This is a genomic window from Bacillus sp. GW823-FHT06A11, from assembly GCF_058795355.1.
Genome location: NZ_JBXAHS010000001.1, coordinates 499091 through 520025, shown reverse-complemented (window position 1 = coordinate 520025; position 20935 = coordinate 499091). Strand labels below are relative to the sequence as shown.

Genomic DNA, 20935 nt, shown 5'->3' with positions numbered 1-20935 from the left:
AGAATGACTTCTCGGTTTTATTTATTCGTATGAATTTTTCCTGGTGCTCGCTTATATTGGTGAGGTTCTTGCAATTCAAAGCCAAGTTCATTGGCTGCTATTCTTGGGAAGTACGGATTGCGAAGTAATTCACGTCCGATGAAAATTAAATCTGCTTCGTTATTATTTAAAATTTGCTCTGCTTGTACTCCGGTCGTAATTAATCCAACTGCACCAGTTGCAATGTTAGCATGCTCTTTAATATGTTTAGCATATTGTACTTGATACCCAGGATAAACATCGATGCGTGCAGGGACAACAGCCCCAGAGCTACAATCAATTAAATCTACTCCTTGTTCTTTCATCCATTTTGTATACTGAACATAATCTTGAACTGTTAACCCGTCAGGATGATAATCATTTGCTGAAATACGGACAAATAACGGTCCGTTCCAAACTTCATTTATCGAGTCAATGATTTCGCGTAAGAAACGATAGCGGTTTTCAGGTGAACCACCATATTCATCAGTCCGCTTATTGGAAAGCGGAGAAAGAAATTCATTAATAAGATAACCGTGAGCACCGTGTATTTCAATAACATCAAATCCAGCTTGTTTTGATCGTACTGCAGCTTGATGAAAAGCTAATACAGTATCTTTAATTTGGTGTTTGCTCATTTCTATTGGCATTTTCATTGTTTCATTAAATGGAATGGCTGAAGGAGCTAACGCATCTGTTTCTAATTCTGCTTTTCTTCCGGCGTGAGCGAGTTGAATGGCAGCTTTTGCACCGTTATCATGTATAAAAGTAGTCGTTTTATGTAAGCCTTCAATTAGGTTGTCATCCCAAATGCCCAAGTCTTTGTTAGAAATTCGTCCTTCAGCTAACACCGCAGTTGCTTCAACCATAACTAAACCTACTTGGCCAGCAGCGCGAGTTCCATAATGAATGAGATGAAAATTCGTAACGCTGCCATCCTCATTCCCTGATGAATACATACACATAGGCGACATAACGATACGATTTTTTAGTGTAACGTTCTTAATTGTATAAGGTGAAAAAAGCTTGGAATTCATCAAATAGCCTCCTTGATTGAATTTTCTTATATTTTATCATTCTCTTTTTTGTTTCTCTAATAAAACGCTTATACGAAAAATTTTGTATATTCGTGTTACAATGACTAATATGAACTGAATTGGAGGATGACATATGTACCAGGCTTATTATGAAAGTGAATTAGGCTTGCTTGAAATTACAGCGAATCAAGAAGGAATTACGTCTGTTATATTTGTTGATGAACGACAAGAAGAAAATAAAAATGAAATGATAGAACAATGTATAAATGAGTTAGATGAATATTTTAAAGGGAAAAGAAAAGAATTTACGGTCCCGCTGTCTGCTAAGGGAACAGCATTTCAAAAAAATGTATGGGATGCACTTTATACTATTCCGTACGGCGTAAGTGCTTCATATTTAGATATTGCAGAGAAAGTTGGAAATACAAAAGCTGTACGGGCAATAGGAGGGGCAAATAGTCGGAATCCAATTTCGATAATTGTTCCATGTCACCGTGTAATAGGAAAGAGTGGAAAGCTTGTTGGATATGCTGGTGGTTTATGGAGGAAAGAGTGGTTATTAAAACACGAAGGTATTTTGAAATGACGTATGGATGGGAAGAGGGATTGTTTTGAAATGTATAAATTGTGGGCAACCTTGCGAGGAGGAACAGTTAAATTGTACAAGTTGTCAGCGAAACTTGGATAATGAACAAGAGGAAGGTAGCTCGTTAATAGATAAAGAACTGGAAGTATATGTAGGGAGACAATATCCGTATTACAAAAGGAAATGGGAGCTTGAGAATAAGCGGATTGCTAGGTGGAGCTGGAATGGTTGGGCTGCTATTTTCAATATAGGCTGGCTAGGATATCGTAAGTATTATGTACCAGCTGCTTTATTTATGTTGTTATTAGTAGCGTGTGATGCATTTTCGTACTATATGGGATTTAATGTAGCGTTGCCAATCATTAATATGGTGCCTCTTACGTTTTTATTACTCATTTTTATTCTGTTTGGAATGGGGATTTTTGCAAATGGATTGTACTATCAATTTGCGGAAAGACGTATATACCGAATAAAAGCAAGAGAAATAAAAGATAAATCAGTTGAAAACTATCTAATCAATGATAGCGGCGGAACGAGCAAAATGGGAGCGACAATTGTTACTATTTTAGCAGTTGCTAGCATATTTTTTAGTCATTTCTTTTTTCCGACTGATCGAGACGTTATTCAAAAGGTTCGTACAAGCTCGCTTTATGAATATCCTTTCTTTTCAATAGGTGAATCTTTCGAAAATTATTTTCAAAATTCAGGTTGGATATATTATCGTGGAACGGAAGGGTTAGAATTAGTAGAATTCCAAGGATATAACACCGGAACGTCAAGACAAAAGGTGAAAATTCAATTTGTTGTCGATTATAAATTAGGTGAAGTGGAACCATACTCACTTATGGTTAATGGTGAATCTAAAACTGAAGAAGAGTTTTTGAAGCTGATGGAAGAAATATTTAAAGTTCAAAATCCATTTGATATAGAGGATGGATTACAAGTAAATGCTATTCAAGGAAGCGGCTGGAAAGAAATTTCCGCTCGCTTTTTTCTATGTTTGTTAAAATAAATATTTAAAATAATCAGAATCTTTTGTATAATAAAATATATTATATAGGATTTAACTTATACATATAGATTGGGGGAAGGAAGAATGAAGAGAAAGACAACAACAATTGCTGCACTTGCGTTAACGACGAGTGTATTGGTTGCAGGATGTGGGAATGGTGAGAAGGCTTCGACAACGAAGAAAGAATCGAATAAGGGAATGGCCGATAAACAAGTTTTAAATTTGCTAGAAACAGCTGAAATTCCTTCAATGGATACATCTAAATCAACGGATTCTGTATCTTTCCGTGTATTTGTAAATGCAATGGAAGGTTTATATCGTCTAGATAAAGATAATAAACCAACACCAGGTATGGCAAAAGATGTGAAGATTAGTGAAGATAAAAAGACATATACATTTGAATTACGTGATGCGAAATGGTCAAATGGTGATCCAGTTCGAGCACAAGATTTTGTATATGCATGGCAACGTACATTAGATAAAGCAATAGCGGCAGAATATGCATTCATTTTATTTGATGTGAAAAATGCACAGAAAGTAAATAAAGGTGAATTACCAGCAGATCAATTGGGTGTTAAAGCGAAGGATGATAAAACGTTGGTAGTAGAATTAGAGCAACCAGCACCTTATTTTCTTGAGCTTACGTCGTTCCCTACATTTTTCCCATTAAATGAAAAATATGTGAAAGAGCAAGGAGATAAATACGGATTAGAAGCAGATAAATTATTATATAATGGACCATTTACAATGAGTCAATGGAAACATGAACAAAATTATCAGTTGAAGAAAAATCCTAATTATTGGGATAAAGATACTGTAAAGTTAGACGAAATTAATGTAAGTATTGTGAAGGAAACAAGCACGGGAGTAAATTTATATGATAGTGATCAAGCAGATCGAGTTATTTTAACTTCTGAATTTGTTGATAAATATAAAAAGAATAAGCCAGATGAATTTAAAACGAAGTTAGATCCACGCATATATTTCTTACGTTTTAACCAAAAAAATGCAACATTTAAAAACCAAAAAGTACGTGAAGCAATTGATTTAGCATACGATAAAAAAGGAATTGCTGATGTTATTTTAAATGACGGTTCATTGCCAGCATATTTCTTAGTACCTGAAAAATTCACGACAGGTCCGGATGGAAAAGATTTCCGCTCTGTAAATAAAAACTTCCGTGATAGTAAAGATAATGCAGAGAAAGCAAAAAAAATATGGGAAGAAGCGAAGAAAGAGCTTGGTCAAGATACAATTACGGTTGAATTACTAAACGATGATAACGGTAGCCGTAAAAAAGTGGGCGACTTTATTAAGGAAGAACTAGAGAAAAACTTGCCTGGTATTAAAGTGAATTTGAAACAGCAACCATACAAGCAAAAGCTAGATTTAGAAAAGAAATTCCAATATGAATTCTCATTATCTGCATGGAGCCCTGATTATCCGGATCCAATGACTTATATTGATATGTTTGTTACTGGAAGCTCATTTAATGAAATGGATTATTCTAATCCGAAGTATGATGATTTAGTAGCGAAATCAAAAGGAGAGCTATTAAAAGATGATAAAGCACGCTGGAATGCACTTGCGGAAGCTGAAAAAATCTTAATTGGTCAAGACGCAGCAATTTCTCCTACGTACCAACAAAGTACAGCTTATTTAGAGAAGCCATTTGTAAAAGGTATTGCTAATCATACGTTTGGCGGGGACTTCAGTTATAAATGGGCATATATTACAAAAAAATAGTATAATAAAAGATGAGTGAATTTTCGCTCATCTTTTATTTGTATAAGGAGGAATTATAGTTGTTAAGGGGAATCAATCATATTTGTTTTTCGGTATCTAATTTAGAAAACTCTATAATGTTTTATGAAAAAGTATTAGAAGGAGAATTATTAGTTAAAGGAAGAAAATTGGCTTATTTTAACATATGTGGAGTATGGATAGCGCTTAATGAAGAGACGCATATTCCGAGAAATGAGATTCATCAATCTTATACGCACATTGCATTTTCTGTTGAACGAGAAGACTTTGAATGTTTAATACAGCGATTAGAAGAAAATGATGTTCATATTTTACAAGGAAGAGAACGTGATATCAGAGATTGTGAATCTATATACTTTGTTGATCCTGACGGTCATAAATTTGAGTTTCACTCAGGGACACTGCAAGACCGTTTAAATTATTATAGGGATGAGAAACCTCATATGACATTTTATTAGGGAGGGATAGCATTTGCATGCACTAGTAATTGGTGGAACAGGAATGCTAAAGAAAGTTTCTATGTGGCTTTGTGAGAAAGGATTTTATGTTTCTATTATCGGGCGAGATGAAGTGAATTTAGAAAATGTTAAGCGAATGAGTTCTGCACCAGAAAATATTACATGCCTTTCGTTAGATTATCATAATGATGGAGATGTAAAGCTAGCTATTAAAAGTACAATTGAGAAAAATGGCCCGATCACATTAGTTGTTGCATGGGTACACACAAGTGCAAAGCATGCACTATCAAATATTTGTAAAGAACTAGATTTGTCGTCTAAAACATATAGTTTATTTCATATTTTAGGTAGTAAAGCATCACGTATGCCTGCACAAAAAATAGGAAGTACGCGATGTATTTATTATAGAATTATTTTAGGTTTTATTTTAGAAGATACATATGGAAGATGGCTTACGCATGAAGAGATAGCTGATGGAGTTATAAAAGGGATTGAAAGTAAACGAGCAGAGTGGATTGTAGGGAGAGTTGAACCGTGGGAATTACGACCAACATGGTGAGGGGGAGTAAGAAATGAAAACAACTATATATGTAACAAGGCATGGTGAAACAGAGTGGAATGTAGCGAAGCGAATGCAGGGACGAAAAAATTCTGCTTTAACTGAAAATGGTATAGTTCAGGCGAAACAATTAGGGAATCGAATGAAAGATTTACCAATCCATGCGATCTATAGTAGTCCGAGCGAAAGAACACTTCATACGGCAGAGTTAATAAAAGGGGAACGTGATATACCCATTATAGCGGATGAGCATTTCTATGAAATCAACATGGGTATATGGGAAGGACAAACAATCGAGGATATAGAAAAGCAATTCCCAGAAGAAGTACATCTATTTTGGAATGAGCCACATCTTTTTCAGTCAACATCAGGCGAAAATTTCGAGGCCGTTTATGAAAGAGTAATTGAAGGGATGCAGCTTCTTTTAGAGAGGCATAAAGGACAAAACATATTGATTGTTTCTCATGCGGCAGCAGCAAAATTACTTATAGGGCATTTCGCGGGAATGGAAATAGAAAATGTGTGGGATGATCCATTTATGCATAGTGCCAGTTTGAGCATAATAGAATTTGAAGAGGGTATTGGTAAAGTGAAACAATTTGCAGATATAAGTCACTTTCAATAAATGTAAAAAAGGCCGCAAAACGGCCTTTTTTGGGTGGTATAAAAACTAGCAGTTACGTTTTTTATACCAGAAGTGATCGAATTTCTTATTTTTGCAAGATGGGAATTTATGTCCGCCTTTGCAATCATTCCATTTGTGTCCGCTATCGTGACAGTCTTTACCATGATCACATGAATCATCGCAAGAGTGACCGTGTCTGTTAGGGAAGAATTCGCATTTTTTACAGAAACTTCGTTTTGTCCAGAAAAATTTCTTTTCAAAGCGTATGCATTTTGTAATGAATGTACAATGTTTTCTGCGAGTCCGTTTTGTAACTAAAACGCATTCTTTTCTACGCGTTACTTTCGTAACGAACGTCCATTTTTGAACACGTACACGAGTACATTTTGTAACAAATGTCCATTTTTTTACATGTGTACATTTTGTAACGAACGTACAATGTTTCACGCGAGTACATCTTGTTCTTGGACATTTACCCCCAGTTGTACATTTACATCCAGTTGTACAATTATGATGAGTGAATTTATCATCATCGCATTCAAAAGTACTTGGATCTTGGTGTAAGAAATCCTCCATCCCAGCACTTTTGATTTCTTCGACAGCTTTTCTAATATCACGTTTCATAGAAATCCTCCTTATCATGTATTAAAGTGAAAAGGTATTCTTTTTCCTTAACATGATATGTATGTAGGCATCTTTCTGAACAGGACAAGAGTGTAATTTTATATAAATAGATGATTGCGGATGTATGGACAAGACAAGGCGCATACATTGAATGAAGAGAACTGAGAAGGGATGAGAAAACATGCTGCCTTCATATGATTTTTTTGTTCATCCAATGTACTTAGTGGAATTGAAAAAGGACATTTGGTCAGATAGTCCAGTGCCAGCAAAATTAACTTATGGAAAAAAGAAGTATGACATTGATATCGTATACCGTGGGGCTCATATTCGCGAATTTGAGAAAAAGTCTTATCATGTTATGTTTTATAAGCCTAAAAAATTTCAAGGTGCGAAAGAGTTTCATTTAAATTCGGAGTTTATGGATCCGTCTCTCATACGAAATAAATTATCTTTAGATTTTTTTCATGATATTGGTGTACTTTCGCCAAAATCACAACATGTATTTATAAAAATTAATGGTCAAATTCAAGGTGTGTATTTACAGTTAGAATCGGTTGATGAAAATTTTTTGAAAAATAGAGGATTACCGAGTGGTTCTATTTATTATGCGATAGATGATGATGCGAATTTTTCATTAATGAGTGAACGAGATAAAGATGTTAAGACAGAGCTCTTTGCGGGTTATGAATTTAAATATTCGAATAAAAATAGTGAAGAACAACTGAGTGAATTTGTATTTCAAGCGAATACTTTGACGAGGGAAGCCTATGAAAAAGAGATTGGGAAGTTTCTACATGTCGATAAATATTTAAGATGGTTAGCGGGAGTTATTTTTACACAAAACTTTGATGGTTTCGTTCATAACTACGCACTATATCATAACGATGAAACAAATTTATTTGAAGTTATACCGTGGGATTATGATGCGACTTGGGGGCGAGATGTACAAGGAAGACCACTCAATCATGAATATATTCGCATTCAAGGGTATAATACGTTAAGTGCAAGATTGCTAGACATACCTGTATTTAGAAAGCAGTATCGAAGTATTTTAGAAGAAATATTAGAAGATCAATTTACAGTTTCGTTTATGAGGCCGAAAGTAGAAGGGTTGTGTGAATTGATTCGTCCATATTTACTACAAGATCCATACATGAAAGAAAAATTAGAAACATTTGATCAAGAGGCTGATATGATTTATGAATATATAAATAAGAGAAGAAAGTATATACAAGACCACTTACATGAATTGGATTAATTTTGAAAGAGATTGAAACGTTATCAATCTCTTTTTTTTGTATAATAAAGATGTATCAATAAAAATGAAGTAATATATTTGATAGAGAATGGGGATGCGGATATATGACGATTAAATGGATTGATTGGGTAAAACAAATACAATCTATAGCTCAAGCGGGTTTAACGTATTCTAAGGATGTGTATGATATTGAGCGTTTCCAGCAATTACGAGATATTTCTATTTCAATGATGTCACATTACACGAAAACAGATTGGGAAGTCGTAGAGAAATTATTTGCAAGTGAGACAGGCTATCAAACACCTAAAGTTGATATAAGAGCGGTTGTTTTTCAAAATGAAAAGTTATTATTTGTGAAAGAAAAAAGCGATGGGAAATGGGCATTGCCAGGTGGATGGGCTGATGTCGGTTATACGCCAACCGAAGTTGCAGCAAAAGAAGTTTTCGAAGAGACTGGTTATGAGGTAGATCATTTTAAGTTACTAGCTATATTTGATAAAGAAAAACATCAACCATCTCCATCGGCGACGCATGTATATAAGATTTTCATTGGATGCGAGATTATTGGTGGAGAAAAGAAAACTAGTATTGAAACAGAAGAGGTGGAGTTTTTTGGTGAAAATGAATTGCCTAATTTATCAATTGCTAGAAATACAGAAGACCAAATTAAAGAGATGTTTGCCTACATGAAAGACCCGCAGAAAGAGAAATTAATAGATTAATCCTGCTTGAATTGTACATATTGTTAAAATGAAGATATTGGCAGATTGCAGCCTTTATGTAATAATGGGATGGTATGTGAAGAAAAAAGGAGATAAAAAAGAACATGTTAGCAAACATAATAGATCAGTTATTGCAATTTTTTGCAAGCTTAGGTTACTTTGGAGTAGCTCTTGCTTTAATGATTGAAGTAATCCCAAGTGAAATTGTACTTTCGTATGCTGGCTTTTTAGTAGCGAATGGTAAAATTAGTTTTGTTGGTGCAGTTATCGCCGGAACGATTGGTGGTACTTTAGCACAAATCTTTTTATACTGGCTTGGATACTACGGAGGGCGTCCGGTTGTAGAGAAATACGGGAAATATCTACTTATTAATAAACATCATTTAGACATAGCAGAAGGTTGGTTTAAACGTTATGGAGCAGGCGTAATATTTTCTGCGCGCTTTATACCAGTAGTACGTCATGCGATCTCTATTCCAGCAGGACTAGCTAAGATGCCATTAAAACTATTTACACTTTATACGGTTGTAGCGATCATTCCGTGGTCAATTCTATTTATATACTTAGGTGAAAAACTTGGTGGGAATTGGCGACAAATTAAAGAGTATGCATCTGATTACACACATTACATAATTATAGGAGCTGTTCTTTTTATTGCTCTATACTTTGGTTTAAAGTATTTCAAAAAGAAAAAAGCTGCGCGTTAAAGTCAATGATTTTTCATTGGCTTTTTTATTTGTTTCCGGTTCTAAAAAAAAGGAGTTGTCCATAATGTGTAATAATAAAGCGTAGCGGAGGAATGTGATGAAAGGGTCACCGTTTATACGTGGAACTATATTTTTAACGATGGCAACGATGATATCAAAAATGTTAGGATTTATATATGTTATACCATTTACAGCAATGGTCGGTACGAGTGGGTATGTTTTATACACGTATGCATATCGTCCCTATACCATTATGCTCAGCATTGCGACAATGGGATTACCACTTGCAGTTTCAAAAATGGTATCAAAATATGATCAACTGAATGATTATCATACGGTTAAGAGAGTGTTGAAAAGTGGAATCGTGTTTATGTTTATAATGGGAGTCATTTCGTGTTTTACGTTATATATGCTAGCTCCGCATTTAGCTAAGCTTGTCATCGATGGGAATGATCAAACGGGGAATAGTGTAGGAGCGGTTACTACTAATATTCGAATTGTAAGTTTTGCGTTAATACTTGTGCCAGTAATGAGTTTATTAAGGGGCTTCTTTCAAGGATTCCAATCGATGGGGCCTTCTGCATTAAGTGTCGTTGTAGAGCAATTTTTTCGGGTTTTAACCATTTTAATAGGAAGCTTTGTCGTTTTATATATTTTAAAAGCATCTGTCTCGCTAGCAGTTGGTATTTCAACATTTGGTGCCTTTATGGGAGCGGTAGGTGGATTAACTGTTTTAAGTGCGTATTATATGAGAAGGAGAAGGCACTTAAAGAAAAAAGAAATGGCAAGTATACCACAAACAACGAAATCTTTTTTCTCGCTTTATAAGGAGCTCTTTACATATTCTATTCCTTTTGTTGTGGTGGGCTTAGCAATTCCGTTGTATCAGACGATTGATACATTTACAATTAATAAACTACTTATACAAATAGGGTATATGCAAGGAGAAGCGGAAAAAATTAATGCGATAATTGGTCTTGTTCAAATGGTTGTGCTTATCCCGGTATCCGTTGCGACAGCTTTTAGTATGTCTCTCGTACCAGAGATGACGAAAGCTTACACAGCAGGAAATACGAAGCTATTGTACAAACATTTTACGAGAACAAATGTATTAGTAGTAGCGATTACGGTACCGGCGGCAATTGGAATGATGGTGTTAGCCAAGCCTGTATATACTCTTTTATTCGGTGCTGGAAATGATCCAGAGATGGGGAGAATCATTTTACAGTATTATGCTCCTGCTTGCATATTATTTTCTCTTTTTACAGTAACGGCTGCTATGCTACAAGGAATCAATCAACAGCAGAAGACGGTGCTAGGACTAGTGATTGGAATTATTGTGAAGATAGTTTTAAATATTGTATTGCTTCCGTATTTCGATTATGTAAGTTTTATCATTTCAACATACGCTGGCTATACGATTTCAGTCGGTTTTAACTTGTGGATGCTTTCTAAATATGTTATAAAGGCAACATAAGCTTTTAAGGCAGAGAGCACTCTGTCTTTTTCTATGTTTATCCCGCTTTAACGGGCAGTGAGACCCTCACCTCAAAATTCAGCGAAAGAAAAGAAGTTTGGTTGGGGGCGGGTAGCCTGTAAAAGCCCGATTTGTGAGGGCTAATAATCAGTGGGGGATGAAGCCACCCACTGATTAAAGTTTCACTTTATAATATTTTTCCTATAAAAACGTTTTCAAAATAATTTTTCTATTGAAATTTAAACGTATGTTTCATATGCTGAGAATGGCGGTTTAAAAACTGTGATTTAAGAGAGGTAGATTCCTACATGTAAAAAGAATCGGGGTGATAGTATGTTAAATATATATTTAACAGACCGAAACGGAAAACTACAAGAGATTGAGGAAATGCAAAAGGGGTGCTGGATTAATGTACTTCATCCAACAGAAGAAGAAATTCAATATCTAGTACAAACTTTAAATGTAGACTTAGATTTCATTAAAGACCCTTTGGATGATGAAGAACGCTCTCGTATTGAAAAGGAAGACAATAATACTTTAATTATCGTGGATATTCCGACAGTTAGACATGACGAAGAAGGAAATTCGATTTATGACACGATTCCAATAGGTATGATTGTGATGCCGGATTGTTTTGTTACAATCTGCTTAGAAGAGAATCCAATTTTTGAACGTTTTATTAATCAACGTATTAAAGAATTTTATACGTTTAAAAAGACGCGCTTTGCACTTCAGCTCTTATATACGATTTCTACTTATTATTTAAGATACTTAAAGCAAATAAATCGAAAAACAATTGATTTAGAGCATCAATTAAATCAGTCAATGAAAAATAAAGAGATCTTCACATTATTAGGCCTTGAGAAAAGTTTAGTATACTTTACAACGTCATTAAAGGCTAATAAAATTGTAATTCAAAAGTTAATGCGTAATAGTACATTTTTAAAAATGTATGAAGACGATCAAGATTTATTAGAAGATGTATTAATTGAAAATAAGCAGGCTATTGAAATGGCGGAAATATATAGTCACATTTTAAGTGGAATGATGAATACTTTTAGCTCCGTTATATCAAATAATTTAAATAGTGTTATGAAACTGTTAACGTCAATTACAATCATTTTATCTTTACCGACGATGGTTTCTAGTTTCTTTGGAATGAACGTAAAGGTTCCGTTTGAAGGGGAAGCCCACGGTTTTGTAATTGTACTCATCATATGTGTAACACTATCTTTCACGTTAGCTTTTGTTTTTTGGAAGAAACGTTACTTTTAACGATAAAAAAGCTGCTCTAGCATAGTTATATAACTACGCTAGAGCAGCTTTTTTGCTATGAAATCTCAAATTTTGAATAGAATATAACTTGTACAATGTAATGTATATAAAGGGTATGTATGCCATATAATCCTTGTCCAATTAATGAAATGGGGTTAAAATTACATATTGTTAATGAAAAGTTGGAGGAAATACATCATGGAATTGTTTCAATTACCGAAAGCATTCCTGCAAATGAATACAATTTTTATCTCCATATTGATCGAAGCACTTCCGTTTGTGCTAATTGGTGTATTTATTTCAGGATTCATTCAAATGTTCGTGACAGAAGATATGGTGGCTAAATGGATGCCGAAGAACCGATTTCTGTCTGTTTTATTAGCTACTTTTTTAGGCATGTTGTTTCCAGGTTGTGAATGTGGAATTGTTCCGATTGTAAGACGATTAATTGGAAAAGGCGTTCCACCATACGCAGGGATTGCATTTATGTTAACTGGACCTATTATTAATCCAGTTGTATTATTTGCTACTTATGTTGCCTTTGGGAGTAGTATGCACATGGTATGGTATCGTTCTATTGTAGCGATTATCGTAGCCATTATCGTTGGAATTATATTATCCTTTATGTTTAAAGAACATCAATTAAGAGATGATCACTTCCCAGAAGTGAATAATAAGCGTCCACTGCGTAAAAAAATGTGGGATGTATGTACACACGCTGTTGAGGAATTCTTCTCAATGGGAAAATATTTAGTACTAGGTGCGTTAATTGCAGCAGCGGTACAAACGTTTGTACAAACTTCAACACTTCTTGCTATTGGACAAGGTCCGTTTTCTTCATCAGCTGTTATGATGGGACTTGCTTATATATTATCACTTTGTTCAGAGGCAGATGCATTTATCGCTTCTTCGTTCCAAAGTACGTTTTCAACAGCTTCACTTGTCGCGTTCCTCGTTTACGGGCCGATGGTGGATATTAAAAATATGTTTATGATGCTTGCGACATTTAAAACGAAATTTGTAATTGTTGTTATAGTTACAGTTACTCTTGTTGTTTATGCAAGCTCACTACTCATTTATGCGATGGGGTGGTAGGTTATGTTTCGAGCATATATATTATTAGGTTTTACAATATTAATTGCGCAGCTTCATATTTCCGGTAACATTACGAAGTATATCAATATGAAGTATGCCTATTTATCAACAACAGCAACAATTATTTTAGGTTTCTTAACGATTATACAAATTATCGTCGTTTTCCAAAAAGAGCACCAAAAGGAAAAAGAGAAAAATGATTGCAGTTGTGACCATAGCCATTGCGGGCATGATCATTCAAAAGATGAGAATACATGGTGGAAAAAAGCATTTTCGTACTCCTTGTTTTGTTTTCCAATTATCTCAGGGTTATTTTTCCCAATTGCGACGTTAGATTCGGATATTGTTAAAGCGAAAGGATTTCATTTTCCTGTTGCACAAGCAGAAAGTAAGGATCCATTTATGACAAGACAATTTCTAAGACCTGATACGAGCATTTATTACGGGAAAGAAGGATACCGTGGTGTAATGGAAAAAGGGAAGAAAGAGTTTGTTACGAAAGACAATATTAATTTGAAAGATGAAGACTTCCTAAAGGGTATGGAAACAATTTATAATTATCCTGGCGAGTTTACTGGGAAAAAATTATCTTTTAAAGGGTTTGTTTTTAGAGATGATTCTTCTAAAAAAGAACAATATTTCTTATTCCGTTTTGGTATTATACATTGCGTAGCAGATTCTGGTGTGTATGGTATGTTAGTGAAAAAACCAGAAGGTGTAGAGTGGAATAATGATGACTGGATTCAAGTAGAAGGAGAGATAACTACTGAGTTTTATCAGCCGTTTCATGCGAATATTCCTGTATTAGAAGTAACAAAATGGAATAAAGTTGAACAGCCGAAAGAACAATATGTATTTAGAGGAGCCGATTGATAAAATCGGTTCTTTTTTGTGGACTAAAAGTTCTGAATGTTGTTAATATTAAACGTGTAATTCATTTAGTATAGTGATTATTGAAATATTAGGGATAAATCATTAAAGGGGTGATAACAATGACAGAAGTGAAGGGGAAAACAGCCAATGAGTCAAGGGTGTTCAAAACGAGCCGGGTATTCCCAACAGATTTAAATGATCATAACACGCTATTTGGTGGGAAGATATTAGCGGAGATGGATATGGTTGCTTCTATTTCAGCATCCAGACATTCGAGAAAGGAATGTGTCACAGCATCTATGGACTGGGTTGATTTCTTACATCCTGTTCGTTCTTCAGATTGTGTTAGTTATGAATCTTTCGTAATTTGGACGGGAAGAACTTCGATGGAAGTGTTTGTGAAGGTAGTGGCTGAAGATTTAATTTCAGGTGAGAAGCGTATAGCGGCAACGTCATTCGTTACTTTTGTTGCACTTAGTAAGGAAAATAATCCAGTTCCAGTACCGCGTGTTATCCCTGAAACAGAAGAAGAGAAAGAATTACATCGTATTGCAGTGTTACGTGCAGAGCAGCGTCATATACGTAAGGCAGAGAGTAAGAAAGTAGCCACATTGTTAACCTTTTGAGATAAATGTTTAGCCATTTAAGTTACAATAGCAGGCGGAAATGGTTTTAAAATGAAAAGCGGACACCTAAAAATAGGTGTCCGCTTTTATAGTTTTTTCATCCACATATCATATGGCAGTAGCTACTTAGCAGAAGCAAGCAGCACCGACGATGATTAAGAGGATAAATAATACGACTAATAGCGCAAATCCATTACCATGTGCGAAGCCCATTGTTATTTCCTCCTTTTATTTTAAGATACAACATACAATATGCAAATGAGCTATTGTTTGATATGGACATATATCATGCAATGACATATTTTCTTGAATGATAATGTAATAAAAAAGGGAAGATATAGAAATAACAGTAAGTGGAGAAAGGAATTTATCCATGAAGCACTTTTTCGCTATAATCCTTTGTTTAATAGGTGTATTCATTTGGATGAACATCGATGTGGAAATGGGGAAGGAAATGGCTAGTGAATATGAATTAGGACAAGTTCGATTAGGTGAATTTCAACTATATACGAACGGTGAAGAGTTATATAGAAAATTATTTGAAGATATAAACGAAGCAGAAAAGTATATATATATCCATTTTTATATTGTAGGAAAAGATGAAATAAGCGAAGAGTTTTTACAGTTATTAGAGAAAAAAGCATCTAGTGGAGTAGAAGTGAAATTGTCAGTCGATCGAATAGGTGGATATAAGCTGAAGAAAAAGGTAATTAGCCGATTAAAGGAAAACGGTGTGAAGTTTACATTCAGTAAAAAACCGAAACTGAAAAATGTTTTCTATTCTTTGCATCAACGAAATCATAGACGTATTGTTACGATAGATGGAAAGGTATCATACGTCGGTGGTTTTAATATCGGAAAGGAGTACCTTGGACAAGATCCGAAGTTCGGGCCATGGCGTGATTATCACGTGCGCATCCATGGTGAGGGTGCAGCGGATATGGAAAGAAAGTTCGCCGAAGATTGGAAAGAAGATACAGGAGAAAAAATGCCTATACATGAAAGTATACCGACATTAGGGAATGTACAATATCAATATCTATTTTCAAATGGAAAAGGCTTATGGGAAAAGTATGGGGCACTTTTAAAAAAGGCTAAAAAGTCTTTAATTATCGCTACACCATATTTTGTACCAAGTAAAGAAATGGTGAAAGAGTTAAAAGCTGCATTAAATCGTGGTGTTAATGTGAAAATTCTCGTGCCATTTAAAAGTGATGCCATATTGTTAAAACAAGCTGCCTATCCATATTTGAAAGATATGTTACATGCTGGAGCGGAGATTTATCAATATCGAAATGGATTTTTTCATGGGAAAGTAACAATCATTGATGGAGAAATTGTTGATATTGGGACAGCGAATTTTGATAATAGAAGTTTTTATTTAAATTGTGAGTCTAACTGTATCATATATGATAAAACAGTTGTTGATGAAGTATGGAGTCGATTAAAGGTAGACTTTCATAAATCAAAACGATTTTCTGAAGAAGATTTTGAGAAAATTAGTAGATGGGATTGGTTTTTAGCAAGAATAGCAAATGTTTTAGCATCATATTTATAACATATAGACCCTAGAGAAGGGAGGCACTTTCATGGATTGTATGAAAGAGTTAATGAGATATAGTTATATGCTAATATACAAGGTTGGAGAGTATGCTGGAAAGGTCAGAGACGAAGAATTAAAAAATCTATTACAGCACCATTTACCATATATGTTACAAGCATATAATGAACAAGTAAATTTTCAAGAAGGAGAGAATGTGCAGCATATAACCTGTGAAACAACGGAGTTTGGTTTGCATGAAATGGAAAAGGAAACAGTTAGTAAATATACAGGGGATATTCATATTGCAACATGTTATATTGCGCACTTAAAACGATTAGCTCTAAAGTTTGCTCAAGTTGCAGTGGAAGTTGCTAATCCGGAGTTCCGCTCATTTTTGGAAAATTGTTTCCTGAAAATGAACCGTTACGCTTATAGTGTGTGGCAATATGTTATGAAGAAGGAATATAAGATTACACATCTATATGAAAATGAAAAGTTTGCATGAGAAACTAAGGCGGAATGGTATGCGCCTTAGTTTTTTTATGTCCATTTAGAGAAAAAATTAGTTTTATTGTGTATCGATTGGAAATGAAATATGTAAATTTAAATTAGTTTTTGTTATCAGAAAATTTACAAAAATTTACCGTATATTTACTGTTTTTCAATCTCTCCTTTAAAAATAGAGAGTAATATGAGGTTGTACATATTCTATCACAGGGAGGAAACGCAAATGAACAAATGGGTTAAATCATTAACTGCTATGGCACTTGCAAGTTCTTTATTAATGGTAGGTTGTAGTAAAGGTGAGGACAAGAAGAAAGAAGACGACACAACAACACAACAAGAGGATAAAAAGGATAAAGAAACAAGCGGAACCGAGAAGTCTACTGATTCTAAAGAGAAGAAATAAAGTAATAAAAAAGCTTCCTCTCATATATGAGGAAGCTTTTTTGTTGTAAATTGATTGATATTATTGAAAAATAGAAAGAGAATGAAAGAGGGGGAAAACAAATGAAAGTATGTATATTGGGAGCAACAGGACGAGTAGGTTCAAACATAATTAATTTAGCATTAAAGGATTCAGCTGAAGTGACTGCATTAGCGCGTGATTTAAATAGAATAGAAATACAACATGAAAGGTTACGAGTGATAGAAGGTAATGTATTGAACGAAAATGATATAAAAAAAGCGATAGAAGGAAGCGATATAGTAATTAGTGCACTTGGAACGGATCAAAATGGAACATTAGCGAAGAGTATGCCACAAATTATTAAGCAAATGGAAGAAGAAGGGGTTCATAAGATCATAACAATAGGAACGGCTGGTATTTTACAAGCAAGAACGGATCTAAATTTATATCGTTTTCAATCAACGGAATCAAAAAGGAAAACGACAACAGCAGCAGAAGATCATTTGGCTGCATATAAGGTACTAAGTAATAGTAATAATTTATGTTGGACAGTTGTTTGTCCGACACATTTAATAGACGGTGAGGCGACAGAGGTATATCGAACTGAAAAAGATATATTGCCAGAAGGTGGATCGAAAATTACAGTGGGTGATACAGCACACTTTGCATGGGATCTATGTAAGAAAAACATATATGAAAATAGTCGAGTAGGTATTGCATATTAAAAAACCATCCCGAAGTCGGGATGGTTAAAATATGATATAACACAAGAAGATGACAATCATAATGATTTGGAGAATTGCTTTCGCTACTGTACTGCTTAAAAAACCAACTACAGTAGCGACTCCAACTAGAAAGGCATCTTTTGGCGCTTTTTTATGCACTAGTTCTGTTATAAATACTGATAAAAACGGTATGATAATAAGTCCGAATGGTGGGAAGAAGAACGATCCAACAATGATAGAAATCATTCCGACACGTTCGCCCCATTTAGAACTACCGTATTTTTTTAAGAAATATCCATTTGCAATAAAATCAGCAACGAAAATGAAAAGAGTGAAAATGACTTGAATAATCCAAAAAGAAGTTGTTAATTCTCCTCCATTTATACCGAAATGGTAAATTAAATATCCAGCCCAGACAGCAAGTATGCCAGGGATAATGGGATAAATAAAGGCGAGAAATGAAACAAGGAAACAGGCAATGATACAAATTGTTAATAAAACCGTCACTTTATAGCTCCTTTTTAATATCTAGTTTATGTACAGCAACTTTTTTGACTTGATGTCCATCAAGTTCTAATACTTTAAATTGAAAACCAGCATATTCAATGGAATAACCAGCTTCAATATTTAAGTCAACTGCTTGAGAGAGAAGCCATCCTCCAATTGTATCTAAATCACTATCATCAATATGTAGGCCAAACATATCATTTACTTCAGAAATGAGCACCTTTCCATCTAAAACAGTAAGCTTAGGTGTACGCTTTTCAATCATAGGTGATTCATCCGCATCGAATTCATCTTGAATTTCTCCAATGATTTCTTCAAGAATATCTTCCATCGTTAAAAGTCCGGCAGTGCCACCATATTCATCCATAACGATTGCCATCTGAACGCGATTTTTTTGAAGATGGACTAACGTTTTACGAATTGGAACTGTTTCAAATACTGTTAAAACAGGATGTATATAAGATTCAAGTGGTTTATAAATACCTTTCGTTTGATCATGGAATACTTCTTTAGTATTAATCATCCCGATGATATCATCTTTATCTTTTTCAATGATTGGATAGCGTGTATATTTTTCAGTTGCGACGATATCCATATTTTCTTCTAACGTATTTTCAGTAGATAAGCAAATCATTTCGGTACGAGGAACCATTATTTCTTTCGCAACTCGATCATCAAATTCAAAAATGTTATTTACATATTTATATTCGGTTTGGTTTATTTCACCGCTTTTAAAACTTTCACCTAAAATGAGTCGCAATTCCTCTTCAGAATGAGCAAGTTCATTTTCTTTGGCAGGTTCTAATCCGAGTAGTTTTGTGAAAAATATAGCTGCACTATTGAGTAACCAAATAAATGGATACATAATTTTATCAAATAAAATAAGAGGTCTTGCAAATTTGAGTGTGATTGCTTCTGCTTTTTGAATTGCAAAAGACTTTGGAACTAACTCACCTAATACAACGTGGAAAAATGTAATAACACTAAAAGCAATAACAAAAGATAAAGTGTTAGCCATTGTTCCAGTAATATTAATTTTTTCAAAGAGCGGTCGTAGTATATGTTCCACAGTCGGTTCACCAAGCCAACCAAGCCCTAAAGAAGTGATTGTAATTCCGAGCTGACAAGCTGATAAATAAACATCTAAATTAGATAGGACGCTTCTTGCAGCTAAAGCTTGTTTATTACCTTCATTTGCAAGTTGGTCAATTCGACTTTTTCGTACTTTTACAACAGCGAATTCTGATGCAACGAAAAAGCCAGAAATAAGAATAAGTACAAAGATGAGAAAAATATTTAATATGTCCAAGTGTGTTCTCCATTCCAAGGTTTGGAATAAAGATGTCACCTCCTGCAATTATGTTATACTTTTATAATAAATCTAAATGAAAAGAATAGTCAAAGGAAAAGGGCAAATATTGGTATGTTTCTGTAATAGTTTTTGAATTTGCTGTTATTTTGTCCGCTATACAAAAGGAATAACCCCCTACTTTTAGATTATAGAGGGTTATTTCAATTAAGGTTTTGGAACGCTTCTCGTTAAAGTGTATGACTGTTGCTTGGAGTAGTTTGTGGTCCATAGTGTTTGAAGGAAAGAAAGTATGCTATATGGGATATAGAGTAGTAATAAGCCGATTGTAGCAATTATGGGTGAATTTCCGCCAAATTGAACGATAAATTGTAACAGTCCACTTGCATGAAAAACGCATTCCATAAAAACGAATGAAAGAATGATGGAACCTAAAATTGATTTATGGTTCGAAGTAAGCGCCAAAAACAATGTATCCACAAGAAAAGAATCATGTTTTATTTCATATTCATTTGTGTTTTTCAAGAAAGGAATCCATTTTTTTACTGCTTGCATAACGATAATCATGGAAGTACTACATACGATGATAAAAGATGAGTAGTAAGGAAGGTTTATAAATTGTGCGACGTATAGAAGTAGTAATAAGACTGAACATTGTAATATTACAGTGCAAAAAGAGTAAGGTATCCAATTCAATACAGTAGTAAACTTTTTAAACGAGTTAGGTACTTTGAAAAATAAATGGCCGATACCCAAACTTATGAAAAATCCGATCGCAAGGGTAAAAGTAAAACGAACAATCGATATAAAATATATTTCCCATATGTAAGGGAATAATGGTGTTGAATGATTAGAAGTATGTATCATTTGATTTGCTGAGAAAAAGATAGATTCATGCATCCAATCAACCTTTGGAATTGATATAGAAGAAAGCTGTGCGAAGTTTTGAAAAATGCTAATAAATCCATTTTGATAAGAGTAATTGTGTGTAATAAAAAGAGCTGGAATAGGACTTATGGCAAAAATAACAATAACACCAATTATAAATTTACATATATGTGAGCGTAATAAGGACATATAAACCACCTACTCTTGGAATATTCAGAAAATTCTTATTCTTATTTTAGCCGTTTTTGGAGCAAGTTACAATATATTTTTCTTCATGTATGGGCATATGGATAATTTTAAATTGTATTTAGAAATCTATTTTTTGTGTGGAATGAAG

Annotated in this window: 24 protein-coding genes; 18 read left to right on the top strand and 6 right to left on the bottom strand. The window is 34.3% G+C overall.

What is annotated here, in order from left to right; translation table 11 throughout:
- Positions 1 to 17: 17 nt before the first annotated feature.
- The gene (gene namA / locus AC1Q8L_RS02465; protein WP_001086178.1) at positions 18 to 1055 is read right to left on the bottom strand and encodes an NADPH dehydrogenase NamA; all 1038 of its coding nucleotides are present in this window, start codon (positions 1053 to 1055) and stop codon (positions 18 to 20) included.
- A 133-nt stretch (positions 1056 to 1188) separates the two neighbouring features.
- Here namA and AC1Q8L_RS02460 point away from each other — a divergent pair, with 133 nt between their 5' ends.
- The 6 genes from AC1Q8L_RS02460 (at position 1189) to AC1Q8L_RS02435 (ending at position 6059) form a co-directional block, all read left to right on the top strand.
- A complete protein-coding gene (locus AC1Q8L_RS02460) occupies positions 1189 to 1641 on the top strand; it encodes a methylated-DNA--[protein]-cysteine S-methyltransferase (protein WP_000283908.1) in 453 nt (150 codons plus the stop codon).
- A gap of 7 nt (positions 1642 to 1648) precedes the next feature.
- Complete coding sequence (locus AC1Q8L_RS02455; protein ID WP_080017575.1) at positions 1649 to 2653, top strand: DUF2628 domain-containing protein; 1005 nt, start codon at positions 1649 to 1651, stop codon at positions 2651 to 2653.
- Positions 2654 to 2737: 84 nt separating this feature from the next.
- Positions 2738 to 4399, top strand: coding sequence for a peptide ABC transporter substrate-binding protein (locus AC1Q8L_RS02450; RefSeq protein ID WP_000824269.1), 1662 nt, complete (start codon positions 2738 to 2740; stop codon positions 4397 to 4399).
- 59 nt (positions 4400 to 4458) lie between these two features.
- Positions 4459 to 4875, top strand: a complete 417-nt coding sequence (gene fosB / locus AC1Q8L_RS02445; RefSeq protein WP_000943771.1) for a FosBx1 family fosfomycin resistance bacillithiol transferase — start codon at positions 4459 to 4461, stop codon at positions 4873 to 4875.
- A gap of 13 nt (positions 4876 to 4888) precedes the next feature.
- Positions 4889 to 5434, top strand: a complete 546-nt coding sequence (locus AC1Q8L_RS02440) for a short-chain dehydrogenase (protein WP_492339398.1) — start codon at positions 4889 to 4891, stop codon at positions 5432 to 5434.
- A gap of 13 nt (positions 5435 to 5447) precedes the next feature.
- Positions 5448 to 6059 (top strand): phosphoserine phosphatase 1, encoded by a 612-nt coding sequence (locus tag AC1Q8L_RS02435; RefSeq protein ID WP_000858833.1) that lies wholly within the window; start codon positions 5448 to 5450, stop codon positions 6057 to 6059.
- Positions 6060 to 6104: 45 nt separating this feature from the next.
- On the opposite strand, the gene exsB is transcribed toward AC1Q8L_RS02435, so the two are convergent.
- Positions 6105 to 6683, bottom strand: coding sequence for an exosporium protein ExsB (exsB, locus tag AC1Q8L_RS02430; protein WP_000817500.1), 579 nt, complete (start codon positions 6681 to 6683; stop codon positions 6105 to 6107).
- Between the two features lie 181 nt (positions 6684 to 6864).
- Between exsB and cotH the strand changes: the two genes are divergently transcribed.
- The 8 genes from cotH to AC1Q8L_RS02390 all read left to right on the top strand — a co-directional run bounded on the left by cotH (position 6865) and on the right by AC1Q8L_RS02390 (position 14716).
- Complete coding sequence (cotH, locus tag AC1Q8L_RS02425; RefSeq protein ID WP_000937999.1) at positions 6865 to 7941, top strand: spore coat protein CotH; 1077 nt, start codon at positions 6865 to 6867, stop codon at positions 7939 to 7941.
- 104 nt (positions 7942 to 8045) lie between these two features.
- The gene (locus AC1Q8L_RS02420) at positions 8046 to 8663 is read left to right on the top strand and encodes an NUDIX hydrolase N-terminal domain-containing protein (protein ID WP_000153584.1); all 618 of its coding nucleotides are present in this window, start codon (positions 8046 to 8048) and stop codon (positions 8661 to 8663) included.
- 104 nt (positions 8664 to 8767) lie between these two features.
- Positions 8768 to 9370, top strand: coding sequence for an undecaprenyl phosphate transporter UptA (gene uptA / locus AC1Q8L_RS02415; protein WP_000880691.1), 603 nt, complete (start codon positions 8768 to 8770; stop codon positions 9368 to 9370).
- A 97-nt stretch (positions 9371 to 9467) separates the two neighbouring features.
- Complete coding sequence (locus AC1Q8L_RS02410; protein WP_000678842.1) at positions 9468 to 10847, top strand: putative polysaccharide biosynthesis protein; 1380 nt, start codon at positions 9468 to 9470, stop codon at positions 10845 to 10847.
- A gap of 333 nt (positions 10848 to 11180) precedes the next feature.
- Positions 11181 to 12122, top strand: coding sequence for a magnesium transporter CorA family protein (locus tag AC1Q8L_RS02405; protein ID WP_000932389.1), 942 nt, complete (start codon positions 11181 to 11183; stop codon positions 12120 to 12122).
- 198 nt (positions 12123 to 12320) lie between these two features.
- Complete coding sequence (locus AC1Q8L_RS02400) at positions 12321 to 13217, top strand: permease (protein ID WP_000418716.1); 897 nt, start codon at positions 12321 to 12323, stop codon at positions 13215 to 13217.
- A gap of 3 nt (positions 13218 to 13220) precedes the next feature.
- The gene (locus tag AC1Q8L_RS02395; RefSeq protein WP_440038082.1) at positions 13221 to 14090 is read left to right on the top strand and encodes a TIGR03943 family putative permease subunit; all 870 of its coding nucleotides are present in this window, start codon (positions 13221 to 13223) and stop codon (positions 14088 to 14090) included.
- 119 nt (positions 14091 to 14209) lie between these two features.
- Positions 14210 to 14716: an acyl-CoA thioesterase gene (locus AC1Q8L_RS02390; RefSeq protein WP_000141164.1), complete on the top strand. Its 507-nt coding sequence runs from the start codon at positions 14210 to 14212 to the stop codon at positions 14714 to 14716.
- A gap of 126 nt (positions 14717 to 14842) precedes the next feature.
- Here the strand turns inward: AC1Q8L_RS02390 and AC1Q8L_RS02385 are convergent, their stop codons facing one another.
- Complete coding sequence (locus AC1Q8L_RS02385; RefSeq protein ID WP_000505094.1) at positions 14843 to 14929, bottom strand: YjcZ family sporulation protein; 87 nt, start codon at positions 14927 to 14929, stop codon at positions 14843 to 14845.
- Positions 14930 to 15089: 160 nt separating this feature from the next.
- On the opposite strand from AC1Q8L_RS02385, the gene cls reads away from it, so the two are divergent.
- The 4 genes from cls (at position 15090) to AC1Q8L_RS02365 (ending at position 17894) form a co-directional block, all read left to right on the top strand.
- The gene (gene cls / locus AC1Q8L_RS02380; RefSeq protein WP_002093961.1) at positions 15090 to 16274 is read left to right on the top strand and encodes a cardiolipin synthase; all 1185 of its coding nucleotides are present in this window, start codon (positions 15090 to 15092) and stop codon (positions 16272 to 16274) included.
- 31 nt (positions 16275 to 16305) lie between these two features.
- On the top strand, positions 16306 to 16764 hold the full coding sequence (locus tag AC1Q8L_RS02375; RefSeq protein WP_000340543.1) for a spore coat protein: 459 nt from the start codon (positions 16306 to 16308) through the stop codon (positions 16762 to 16764).
- Between the two features lie 225 nt (positions 16765 to 16989).
- Positions 16990 to 17169 (top strand): hypothetical protein, encoded by a 180-nt coding sequence (locus tag AC1Q8L_RS02370; RefSeq protein WP_001045960.1) that lies wholly within the window; start codon positions 16990 to 16992, stop codon positions 17167 to 17169.
- 101 nt (positions 17170 to 17270) lie between these two features.
- On the top strand, positions 17271 to 17894 hold the full coding sequence (locus AC1Q8L_RS02365) for an NAD(P)-dependent oxidoreductase (protein WP_000861649.1): 624 nt from the start codon (positions 17271 to 17273) through the stop codon (positions 17892 to 17894).
- A 24-nt stretch (positions 17895 to 17918) separates the two neighbouring features.
- On the opposite strand, the gene AC1Q8L_RS02360 is transcribed toward AC1Q8L_RS02365, so the two are convergent.
- The 3 genes from AC1Q8L_RS02360 to AC1Q8L_RS02350 form a co-directional block, all read right to left on the bottom strand.
- On the bottom strand, positions 17919 to 18401 hold the full coding sequence (locus AC1Q8L_RS02360; protein WP_000217336.1) for a DUF456 domain-containing protein: 483 nt from the start codon (positions 18399 to 18401) through the stop codon (positions 17919 to 17921).
- 1 nt (position 18402) lies between these two features.
- Entirely contained in the window at positions 18403 to 19710 is a 1308-nt protein-coding gene (locus tag AC1Q8L_RS02355) for a hemolysin family protein (RefSeq protein WP_000353735.1), read from the bottom strand.
- A gap of 207 nt (positions 19711 to 19917) precedes the next feature.
- Positions 19918 to 20787 (bottom strand): hypothetical protein, encoded by an 870-nt coding sequence (locus AC1Q8L_RS02350; RefSeq protein ID WP_000055269.1) that lies wholly within the window; start codon positions 20785 to 20787, stop codon positions 19918 to 19920.
- Between the last annotated feature and the right edge of the window lie 148 nt (positions 20788 to 20935).

Coding starts and splice junctions, on each gene's coding strand:
- AC1Q8L_RS02420 (WP_000153584.1), top strand. CDS start 8,046: ATGACGATTAAATGGATTGATTGGGTAAAACAAATACAATCTATAGCT.
- uptA (WP_000880691.1), top strand. CDS start 8,768: ATGTTAGCAAACATAATAGATCAGTTATTGCAATTTTTTGCAAGCTTA.
- AC1Q8L_RS02455 (WP_080017575.1), top strand. CDS start 1,649: ATGGGAAGAGGGATTGTTTTGAAATGTATAAATTGTGGGCAACCTTGC.
- AC1Q8L_RS02400 (WP_000418716.1), top strand. CDS start 12,321: ATGGAATTGTTTCAATTACCGAAAGCATTCCTGCAAATGAATACAATT.
- AC1Q8L_RS02365 (WP_000861649.1), top strand. CDS start 17,271: ATGAAAGTATGTATATTGGGAGCAACAGGACGAGTAGGTTCAAACATA.
- AC1Q8L_RS02370 (WP_001045960.1), top strand. CDS start 16,990: ATGAACAAATGGGTTAAATCATTAACTGCTATGGCACTTGCAAGTTCT.
- AC1Q8L_RS02410 (WP_000678842.1), top strand. CDS start 9,468: ATGAAAGGGTCACCGTTTATACGTGGAACTATATTTTTAACGATGGCA.
- namA (WP_001086178.1), bottom strand. CDS start 1,055: ATGAATTCCAAGCTTTTTTCACCTTATACAATTAAGAACGTTACACTA.
- AC1Q8L_RS02435 (WP_000858833.1), top strand. CDS start 5,448: ATGAAAACAACTATATATGTAACAAGGCATGGTGAAACAGAGTGGAAT.
- AC1Q8L_RS02390 (WP_000141164.1), top strand. CDS start 14,210: ATGACAGAAGTGAAGGGGAAAACAGCCAATGAGTCAAGGGTGTTCAAA.
- AC1Q8L_RS02460 (WP_000283908.1), top strand. CDS start 1,189: ATGTACCAGGCTTATTATGAAAGTGAATTAGGCTTGCTTGAAATTACA.
- AC1Q8L_RS02405 (WP_000932389.1), top strand. CDS start 11,181: ATGTTAAATATATATTTAACAGACCGAAACGGAAAACTACAAGAGATT.
- exsB (WP_000817500.1), bottom strand. CDS start 6,683: ATGAAACGTGATATTAGAAAAGCTGTCGAAGAAATCAAAAGTGCTGGG.
- AC1Q8L_RS02395 (WP_440038082.1), top strand. CDS start 13,221: ATGTTTCGAGCATATATATTATTAGGTTTTACAATATTAATTGCGCAG.
- AC1Q8L_RS02375 (WP_000340543.1), top strand. CDS start 16,306: ATGGATTGTATGAAAGAGTTAATGAGATATAGTTATATGCTAATATAC.
- AC1Q8L_RS02350 (WP_000055269.1), bottom strand. CDS start 20,787: ATGTCCTTATTACGCTCACATATATGTAAATTTATAATTGGTGTTATT.
- AC1Q8L_RS02450 (WP_000824269.1), top strand. CDS start 2,738: ATGAAGAGAAAGACAACAACAATTGCTGCACTTGCGTTAACGACGAGT.
- cls (WP_002093961.1), top strand. CDS start 15,090: ATGAAGCACTTTTTCGCTATAATCCTTTGTTTAATAGGTGTATTCATT.
- cotH (WP_000937999.1), top strand. CDS start 6,865: ATGCTGCCTTCATATGATTTTTTTGTTCATCCAATGTACTTAGTGGAA.
- AC1Q8L_RS02385 (WP_000505094.1), bottom strand. CDS start 14,929: ATGGGCTTCGCACATGGTAATGGATTTGCGCTATTAGTCGTATTATTT.